The sequence below is a fragment of the Flavobacterium sp. genome, from assembly GCF_046155325.1.
Classification (GTDB): Bacteria; Bacteroidota; Bacteroidia; order Flavobacteriales; family Flavobacteriaceae; genus Flavobacterium.
Genome location: NZ_JBJXDQ010000075.1, coordinates 1 through 9,033 on the forward strand (window position 1 = coordinate 1; position 9,033 = coordinate 9,033).

Sequence of the window (9,033 nt, forward strand, 5' to 3'; positions counted from 1 at the left end):
ATACCGAAAAAGAAGTGGTAGATCTCATTCAAAAAAGATGGATAGGCTTACAGTTATTGCGAAAACGACTTGGTGACTCAGCACTAGATTTAAAAACCTATGGTGGTTACGAATTGTTTTTGAAAGATGACGAAGATTTTTACGCTAATTCCATAGCTAAATTACCCTTGGTAAACGAAATGCTGAAATCGCTATTCAAAGCCGAAGTTTTTGCAAAAGAAGTCAATTCGTTTGGATTTAAAGGAATTCATGAACATTTAATTTTCAATCCTTTTGAAGCACAAATCGACACCGGAAACATGATGCAAGCCTTACTGAAATTAGCGATTTCAAAAGACATTTTAATTCTAAACCAACAAACGGTCACCTCTTATCAGGATAATCAAAATGGGGTGGAAATAGCGTTATCCGATTTTGTTTTTACCACAAAAAAACTTTTATTTGCAACCAATGGTTTTGCCAGTCAACTCACCGATGGCGCAGTAAAACCAGCCAGAGCACAAGTTTTGATTACAGAACCCATCAAAAATTTGAAAATCAAAGGAACGTTCCATTTGGATAAAGGGTATTATTATTTTAGAAACATTGGCGATAGAATCTTGTTGGGAGGTGGAAGAAATCTTGATTTTGATTCAGAAACCACAACTGAATTTGGTCAAACAGAAATAGTGCAAAATAAATTGGAACAATTGTTAAAAGAAGTAATTTTACCGCATCACGATTTTGAAATCGCGCATCGTTGGAGTGGCATAATGGGCATTGGAAACAGCAAGAACCCTATTGTTTCCCAATTATCTAAAAACGTGTATTGTGGAGTGAGATTAGGAGGTATGGGCGTGGCAATAGGAAGTTTAATTGGACAAGAACTAGCAGATTTAGTATAATGGCAACAAAAATCATATCAAAAAAACCAAAAAATACTTTGTCTAAAGGCAATGGAAGTTTCATGAGTAAAATAAAAAACATTTTTTTTCGATCTATAGTTTGGTTTTTTGGACTGTCTATTGTATCGGTCATTATCTTTAAATTTGTGCCTATACCTTTTACACCTTTAATGGTAATACGAGTAATAGAAAACAAAATTTCTGGAAAAGAAATCTATTTCAGTCATGATTGGGAACCGATAGCGCATATTTCTACCAATTTACAAAAAGCAGTCATTGCTAGCGAAGACGGCACTTTTTTATCACATCACGGATTCGATTTTACAGCAATGCAAAAAGCATTCAAAAACAACGAAAGAGGTCGCAGAATTAAAGGAGGAAGTACCATAACGCAACAAACTGCTAAAAATGTTTTCCTATGGCAAGGTAGAAGTTATATTCGCAAAGGGTTAGAAGCTTATTTTACGGTTCTTATTGAATTAATCTGGGGTAAAGAACGCATCATGGAAGTGTATTTGAATAGCATCGAAATGGGAGACGGAGTATATGGAGCTCAAGCTGCAACGGAACATTGGTATCGAAAAGATGCTTCAAGCCTTACAAAAACTCAAGCAGCAGGAATAGCAGCTATATTGCCCAATCCAAGGAAATATTCAGCAACAAGTTCATCTTCTTATATAAATAATAGAAAAACCAAAATAGTTCGCCTCATGCGATATGTCGGTAAGATTGAATACTAAAACAAAAAACCCAATAGATTGTATATTCTATTGGGTTTTTTATGTTTAAAAATTAGTGCTTATACTAATTTATTTGCCACTAAATATTCAGCAATTTGAATTGTGTTAGTTGCAGCACCTTTCCTCAAGTTATCGGCTACAATCCACATATTTAAAGTGTTTTCTTGGCTTTCGTCACGACGAATTCTTCCCACAAAAACATCATTTTTACCTTCGGCATATCGTGGCATTGGGTAGGTGAAAGTATCTAAATTGTCTTGAACCACAATTCCGTCGGTTTGACTCAAAATAGTTCTTACATCAGCAACATCAAAATCATTACTAAATTCTACATTTACAGCCTCGCTATGACCACCTACAACTGGAACGCGAACAGCTGTCGCCGTAACTTTGATAGAATCGTCGCTTAGAATTTTTTTAGTTTCTTTAACCAACTTCATTTCTTCTTTAGTGTAACCATTTGGTTCAAAACTATCACATTGTGGAATACAGTTTCTATTGATTTTATATTTATAAACCATGTCTCCTTCAATACCCGCACATTCGTTTTCGAATTGTTCCACTGCTTTTACACCAGTTCCAGTAATGGATTGATACGTAGAAACTATAACACGTTTTACATTGTATTTTTTGTGTAGCGGAGCCAAAGCCAAAACCATTTGGATAGTCGAACAATTAGGATTAGCAATGATTTTATCTTCTTTAGTTAATTCTCCAGCATTGATTTCTGGCACCACTAATTTTTTGGTTGGATCCATTCTCCAAGCCGATGAGTTGTCAATAACTGTGGTTCCAGCAGCGGCAAATTTTGGAGCCCAATCTAACGATGTTTGACCACCAGCCGAAAACAGCGCAATATCGGCTTTCATATCTACAGCTGTTTGTAATCCAACCACAACGTGTTTTTGTCCTTTGAATTCAATAATTTTTCCTACAGATCTTTCTGAAGCTACAAGAATTAATTCATCGTAAGGAAAATTTCTTTCTTCTAATACTTTCAACATGATTTCACCAACCATTCCTGTGGCGCCTACAACTGCAATTTTCATATTCTATTATTTTATTATAAATACTAATTTTGAGATGCAAAAATAAGCAAACTTGTACTGAAAACAAGCTGTTCACAAAAAACAACAAAATGTTACAAATACAACAAAAAGAAAAACCATTCGACGCGGCGAATGGTTTGGTTAGAATATACAATGTAGCGGAAATTTATTTTTTTAGCAAATCTCTAATTTGAGTAAGTAATTCTTCTTGCGAAGGTCCTGCGGGTGCTGCGGCAACTTCTTCTTTCTTTTTAGCTTTTTCAGCAGCTCTTAAAACAATAAAAATAAACAATGAAATAATCACAAAATTAATAATTGCTTGAACAAGATTACCATAAGTAATTACAGCAGCTCCTGCAGCTTTTGCAGCAACTAAATTGTCATAACTATTCCCATCAAGCGTAATGAATTTTTGTGTAAAGTCTATTCCGCCAGTAATCAAACCAACAATTGGCATAATAACATCGTCTACTGCCGAACCAACAATTTTTCCAAATGCACCACCAATAACAACGGCAGTTGCTAAACTTAATACGTCCCCTTTCATTAAAGAAGCTTTAAAATCTACAAAAAATCCCATAATTAATAGGTTTATTAAGTTAAAATTATATTTTTAATTAAAACGAAAATACTAAATTTATTTCAATTATTCACGATAAAAAACACGTTTTACTCTTTGCGAAATACTGGTCAAAATTTCATATGGAATGGTTTGCAATTGGGTTGCCATAAAAGAAACGGTCGGACTTTCGCCAAAAATAATTACGGAATCCCCTTCGTTGCAATTGATTTGGGTAACATCAACCATCAACATATCCATACAAACACTGCCTATAATTGTTGCACTCTGATTATTAATAATTACAAAACCAAGTCCGTTGCCCCAAAGCCTCGATATTCCGTCGGCATAACCTATAGGAATTGTGGCGATTCTGCTCGGTTTGTTTGCGATAAAGCGTCTGCCATACCCTACGCTTTCGCCAGCTTGAATGCTTCTAATTTGGGAAATGATAGATTTTAAAGTCCCCACATTTTCTAAGTACTTTTGTTCTTCGCTATCATTCGAAACCCCATAAAGCCCAATCCCAAGGCGAACCATATCATATTGCGCTTGCGGAAAATTACTAATCCCTGAAGTGTTCAAAATATGTCGAATAGGTTCTATTTGCAAAGCTGTCATCAATTTTGACGATAATTTTTCGAATAATACAATCTGAGACTGGGCAAATGCTTTATGTTCTATGGCATCACTTGTTGCCATGTGTGACAAAATACTTTTTACAGCAACAGAGGTATTCCCTTTAAGTATTGCAATTAATCCCTCTAAATCTTCTTCTTCAAAACCTAGACGATGCATCCCTGTATCAAATTTGATGTGAATAGGAAAATAGTTTAGCTTTAGTTGTTCGGCAATTTTCAGGAAAGCTTTCAGCCCTTTCAAGCTGTAAATTTCAGGCTCCAATTGATGTTGAATTATAGCTAGAAAACTGGTGCTTTCAGGATTAAGAACCATTATTGGCAATTTAATCCCCGCATTTTTCAACGAAATTCCCTCATCGGCAAAAGCAACTCCAAGGTAGTCTACGTTGTGGTGTTCGAGTAATTTAGCAATTTCGAATCCTCCATTTCCATAACCAAAAGCTTTAACCATAACCATCATTTTGGTAGTTGGTTTTAGTTTTGATTTAAAGAAATTCAAATTGTTACTGATGGCGTTAAGATTAATTTCTAGAACGGTTTCATGTGTTTTTTCTTCTAACACTGAAACAATCGATTCAAAATGAAAATGACGAGCTCCTTTTATTAAAATAGTTTCATTGGCAAAGTTGAATTGATCTAAAACTGATAAAAATTCTGGAGTGCTCTTGAAACTTAAACAATGATTAAATTTATTTTCGAATTTCGAAATAGTTTCTCCAATTACAATAATCCGATTGATTTTATTGGAGGTAATTAGCTGTGAAACTTTCGAATACAATTCTTCATTAGACAATCCACTTTCGAAAATATCCGAAAGTATTAGTGTTTTTTTCTCATGTTGTTTTTGATTTTCTAAAAAATCTAAGGCGATTTTCAACGAATGAAAGTCGGAACTATAACTATCGTCGATTAGAGTTGTGTTGTTGATTCCGTCCTTTACTTTGAGTCTCATTTCAACAGGAAATAATTGAGAAACTCTACTTTGAATTGTTTGAATATCATACTTTAAGTAGAGTAAAACCATCATACAAGAAACAGCATTTTCAATCGAAGCTTCATCTTGAAATGGAATTTCAAGTTCAAAATCAGTTTGAACATAATGGATTTGAAGTTTTGCATTGCCTTCAAACGCTTTTTTTACAATAAAAACATCGGCATCACTATCAATAAAACTCCAAGTAAATTTTTTGGTTTTATTACTACTATGAAAATCAATTAACTTGTTTTTTTGACAAATTAACAATTCTGAATCCTTGAAAAGCAATAATTTTTCCTTGATTTTTTCTTCCGTATTTGCAAACCCTTCGTCATGAGCAGAACCAATAGAAGTTAAAACTCCAATAGTTGGTTTGATAATGGATTCCAGTTTTACCATCTCATTAACTTTCGAAATTCCCGCTTCAAAAATCCCTAGATCGTGTTTGTCATTTATTGAAATCACTGATAATGGAACACCTACTTGTGAATTGTAACTTTTTGGACTTCTAACAATATTGAAATCGGGACTTAAAAGAAAGTTCAACCACTCTTTAACAATAGTTTTACCATTGCTTCCGGTCAAACCTATAATTGGCAATCTATATTGATTTCGGTGATGGGCCGCAAATTGTTGTAAAGCATCGAGTGTGTTTTCTACAACAAAAAAATTAGCTTTTGTTTCAGATTCTTTTGGAACATGGGTAACAACAAAATTCAATACCCCTTTTTCAATTAATTCAGAAATGTATTTGTGCCCATCATTATTAGGTCCAACTAAAGCAAAAAACAAAGTTTTGTTATTGTTTTGTAAAGAACGACTATCGATAGAAACATGGTTAATTATGCCATTTATAGTTTTACCAAATCGTTTTGATTGAATAATTTTTTCGATATTTTGGATACTTAAATTCAAATTTTGGACTTTATTTCATCACCGAAGTTATTATTATTTTCACGACTATTTTTCATCGCATAAAAATAAGCCGCACGACTCAAAGGCTCATATTCTTCATTTTCTCCAAGCATTACCAGTTTATCACTGTCGTTTTTTCGAAAACTATAATGTGCCAGATTTCCTGTCCGAGTACAAACAGCATGCACTTTGGTCACATATTCGGCAGTTGCCATCAAAGCAGGCATGGGTCCAAAAGGATTTCCTTTGAAATCCATATCTAAGCCCGCCACTATAACACGAATACCTTGGTTGGCAAGATCATTACAAATTTTGACGATTTCATCGTCAAAAAACTGGGCTTCATCAATACCAACCACATCGCAGCCTTGAGCCAAAATTGCAATATTAGCAGAGGATGGGACTGGAGTAGATCGAATTTCATTAGCATCATGCGAAACGACCATTTCTCCATGATATCGAGTATCAATACTAGGTTTGAAGATTTCAACTTTTTGCTTGGCAAATTGTGCTCTTTTCAACCTGCGAATAAGCTCTTCTGTTTTGCCCGAAAACATCGAACCAGAAATAACTTCGATCCAGCCAAATTGTTCTTTATGATTTACTGTATTTTCGAGAAACATTTTGTAAATTTCAGCTTTTATTTTATTACTTTGCAATCAAAGCCAAATTTAACAAAAAACACTTTCCAACTCACTATAATTTCAAAAGTTATGAAGAAAAAACTAGAAGCCGACTTAATCAGCATAGCACATAGAGTATTGCAAATGAAAAATAAATCTGATGTCAATCAACTACTGATTGAAACTCAGAAATTACAGGAGAAACTTTCTGTATTAAAGTTTGTTGAGGAAAATTTTGGCGATGTAAAACCAACCATTGGTCTTTTTGAAATTGAAGAAAAAATAACTGCTGTTTTTGAAAATAACACCATATCCGATTTGGATATTACTATTTCCAAGGATGAAATCAAAACAGAAGAAATTATAGTTAACGAATCTTTTGATGAAGAAATCCCAACAAATGAAATCACTGAAAAAGTCGAAATAGAAGAAATTCTTGAAGATAAAATAAATGGGTTAGAAAAACCTCCTGTTATTGGATTCACTCCTGCATTTGAATTAGATGTCGAATTTGAAGAAGAACCAAAAAAGAAACCAGAGTCTGTGCAAATTTCTTTTGAAGATTTATTGGGGGGGGATTACAACGAAACTCTTTTTGTAAAAGTAGAATCTAAAGAAAATGAAATAATTCCGTTAAAAGATTTGGCACTACCCAAAGATAAAAAACCTGCTTTTTCTGAAGTCAAAGATTCAACAATCATTCTAAACGAAACCAAAACAATAAAGATTGATTTAAACGATAGAATTGCATTTGTAAAACACCTTTTTGGAAATAGCAATGAAGATTATAATCGTGTTTTAAACCAACTAATTACCTATGATAGTTTTGAAGAAGTTCAAAATTTTATTGAAGATATGGTAAAACCAGACTACAATAGTTGGGAAGGAAAAGAGGATTATTCACAGCGTTTTATGGAAATTATCGAGAAAAAATTCGCATAAATGGGTAAATTATTTATTGTCCCAACGCCCATTGGCAATCTCGAAGACATGACTTTGCGTGCCATTCGGGTTTTGAAAGAGGTCGATTTGATTTTGGCAGAAGACACCCGTACCAGCGGAAAACTGCTAAAACATTTTGACATTGGAACCCACATGCATAGCCACCACATGCATAATGAACACAAAACAATCGAAAATTTAATCTCTCGCTTAAAAACTGGAGAAACCATAGCATTAATTTCAGATGCGGGAACACCTGCTATTTCTGATCCTGGATTTTTACTCACCCGCGCTTGTGTCGAAAATGGGATTACTGTAGAATGTTTACCTGGCGCAACGGCTTTTGTACCGGCTTTGGTCAATAGTGGTTTGCCTAATGATAAATTCATTTTCGAGGGATTTTTACCTGACAAAAAAGGAAAGCAAACACGATATTTGGCCCTTGCCGAAGAAACTAGAACCATGATTTTGTATGTTTCGCCGCATAAATTAGTCAAAACATTGACGGAATTTATCACTTATTTTGGCGAAGACCGACAAATTTGTATCTCCAGAGAATTATCAAAACTACACGAAGAAAATGTTCGTGGAACGGTTCGGGAAGTGCTAACACATTTTCAAAACAAACCTCCAAAAGGAGAAATTGTAGTAGTCGTTGGTGGAAAAAGTAAATAGATTGCTTTGCTTCGTGCCTCGCAACTCCTCGCAATGACAAATAAAAAACAAACAGAATAATAAATTTTATAATGAGCATCACCTCCTTTTTAGAAAAATTAAAACAAAAACCAAACACAATTACATTTCCTGAAACCATTGCTGTCATTGAGGAAAATTACGATTTTACCCCAATCGCTTTCGTAAATGGAACCCAACGCAATGCAGCGGGCGAAAACTCGGGTTCTTGTAAATTATTTGCTTTTGCGCAATTACAAAATTTATCCCAAGCAGAAACTCTAGCTTGTTTTGGAGCCTATTATTTTGAAGAAGTATTAGGAGATCCAGAAGGAACAAATCACCAAAACATCCGTAATTTTATGAAATTGGGATGGGATGGAATTCAATTTGAAGGCGATGCTTTGGCTTTGAAGCCCTAAAACATATTGGCTTTTTTTGACAAATTTATCCAAATCCATTAAACTAACTCTGGGCAGAGCCCCAGAGGTATTAGTGAAATAATAGCCACAGATTCACAGATTTTCAAAAATCTTTTTTAATCTGTGAATCTGTGGCAAAAAAACCAAGCAGAGCTTCGAGGAATTAAACCTAAAGTAATTAAATTATGCGTTGGACATTAAAACCAAAACCTCCTGAAGACAAAGTGAAACAGCTCGCTCAGGCTTTGAATGTTGAGGAATTTGTAGCAACTTTACTGGTGCAACGCGGCATCGAAACTTTTGAAGAAGCCCGTTTATTTTTCAGACCCTCCCTAGCCGACTTACATGATCCATATTTGATGAAAGATATGGATAAAGCCGTTGAACGCATCGAAATGGCAATTGAAAACGGAGAAAATATCCTTGTTTTTGGCGATTATGATGTCGATGGCACAACAGCCGTTTCTCTGGTTTCATCGTATTTAAAAACCGACTATCCTAATGTTGCGACCTATATTCCAGATCGTTACGATGAAGGTTACGGTATTTCTTTCAAAGGAATTGATTATGCTGATGACAATGGTTTTTCGTTAATTATTGCATTAGATTG

Annotated in this window: 10 protein-coding genes; 6 read left to right on the forward strand and 4 right to left on the reverse strand. The window is 34.5% G+C overall.

The window, feature by feature from the left end:
• Both ACKVOD_RS04985 and mtgA read left to right on the forward strand, forming a co-directional pair.
• On the forward strand, positions 1-884 hold an 884-nt coding region (locus tag ACKVOD_RS04985; RefSeq protein ID WP_409208372.1), incomplete at its 5' end, for an NAD(P)/FAD-dependent oxidoreductase.
• Positions 884-1,624, forward strand: coding sequence for a monofunctional biosynthetic peptidoglycan transglycosylase (gene mtgA, locus ACKVOD_RS04990; protein ID WP_409208373.1), 741 nt, complete (start codon positions 884-886; stop codon positions 1,622-1,624). The genes ACKVOD_RS04985 and mtgA, both read left to right, overlap by 1 nt.
• A gap of 59 nt (positions 1,625-1,683) precedes the next feature.
• On the opposite strand, the gene ACKVOD_RS04995 is transcribed toward mtgA, so the two are convergent.
• The 4 genes from ACKVOD_RS04995 to ACKVOD_RS05010 all read right to left on the reverse strand — a co-directional run bounded on the left by ACKVOD_RS04995 (position 1,684) and on the right by ACKVOD_RS05010 (position 6,387).
• The gene (locus ACKVOD_RS04995) at positions 1,684-2,673 is read right to left on the reverse strand and encodes an aspartate-semialdehyde dehydrogenase (protein ID WP_409208374.1); all 990 of its coding nucleotides are present in this window, start codon (positions 2,671-2,673) and stop codon (positions 1,684-1,686) included.
• Between the two features lie 166 nt (positions 2,674-2,839).
• A complete protein-coding gene (mscL, locus tag ACKVOD_RS05000) occupies positions 2,840-3,253 on the reverse strand; it encodes a large conductance mechanosensitive channel protein MscL (RefSeq protein ID WP_409208375.1) in 414 nt (137 codons plus the stop codon).
• Positions 3,254-3,319: 66 nt separating this feature from the next.
• Complete coding sequence (locus tag ACKVOD_RS05005; protein WP_409208376.1) at positions 3,320-5,764, reverse strand: bifunctional UDP-N-acetylmuramoyl-tripeptide:D-alanyl-D-alanine ligase/alanine racemase; 2,445 nt, start codon at positions 5,762-5,764, stop codon at positions 3,320-3,322.
• Positions 5,761-6,387, reverse strand: a complete 627-nt coding sequence (locus ACKVOD_RS05010; protein WP_409208377.1) for a thymidine kinase — start codon at positions 6,385-6,387, stop codon at positions 5,761-5,763. The genes ACKVOD_RS05005 and ACKVOD_RS05010 overlap by 4 nt, the downstream gene beginning before the upstream one ends.
• Before the next feature lie 90 nt (positions 6,388-6,477).
• Here ACKVOD_RS05010 and ACKVOD_RS05015 point away from each other — a divergent pair, with 90 nt between their 5' ends.
• The 4 genes from ACKVOD_RS05015 to ACKVOD_RS05030 all read left to right on the forward strand — a co-directional run.
• Positions 6,478-7,329 carry a hypothetical protein gene (locus ACKVOD_RS05015; RefSeq protein ID WP_409208378.1) on the forward strand — a complete coding sequence of 284 codons (852 nt, stop codon included), beginning with the start codon at positions 6,478-6,480 and terminating at the stop codon, positions 7,327-7,329.
• Positions 7,330-8,004, forward strand: a complete 675-nt coding sequence (gene rsmI, locus ACKVOD_RS05020; protein ID WP_409208379.1) for a 16S rRNA (cytidine(1402)-2'-O)-methyltransferase — start codon at positions 7,330-7,332, stop codon at positions 8,002-8,004.
• Between the two features lie 71 nt (positions 8,005-8,075).
• On the forward strand, positions 8,076-8,423 hold the full coding sequence (locus ACKVOD_RS05025; RefSeq protein WP_409208380.1) for a HopJ type III effector protein: 348 nt from the start codon (positions 8,076-8,078) through the stop codon (positions 8,421-8,423).
• A 185-nt stretch (positions 8,424-8,608) separates the two neighbouring features.
• Positions 8,609-9,033, forward strand: a 425-nt coding sequence (locus tag ACKVOD_RS05030) for a DHH family phosphoesterase (RefSeq protein ID WP_409208381.1), incomplete at its 3' end; no start/stop codon positions are given.

Coding starts and splice junctions, on each gene's coding strand:
- ACKVOD_RS05015 (WP_409208378.1), top strand. CDS start 6,478: ATGAAGAAAAAACTAGAAGCCGACTTAATCAGCATAGCACATAGAGTA.
- ACKVOD_RS05025 (WP_409208380.1), top strand. CDS start 8,076: ATGAGCATCACCTCCTTTTTAGAAAAATTAAAACAAAAACCAAACACA.
- mscL (WP_409208375.1), bottom strand. CDS start 3,253: ATGGGATTTTTTGTAGATTTTAAAGCTTCTTTAATGAAAGGGGACGTA.
- mtgA (WP_409208373.1), top strand. CDS start 884: ATGGCAACAAAAATCATATCAAAAAAACCAAAAAATACTTTGTCTAAA.
- ACKVOD_RS05010 (WP_409208377.1), bottom strand. CDS start 6,387: ATGTTTCTCGAAAATACAGTAAATCATAAAGAACAATTTGGCTGGATC.
- ACKVOD_RS04995 (WP_409208374.1), bottom strand. CDS start 2,673: ATGAAAATTGCAGTTGTAGGCGCCACAGGAATGGTTGGTGAAATCATG.
- rsmI (WP_409208379.1), top strand. CDS start 7,330: ATGGGTAAATTATTTATTGTCCCAACGCCCATTGGCAATCTCGAAGAC.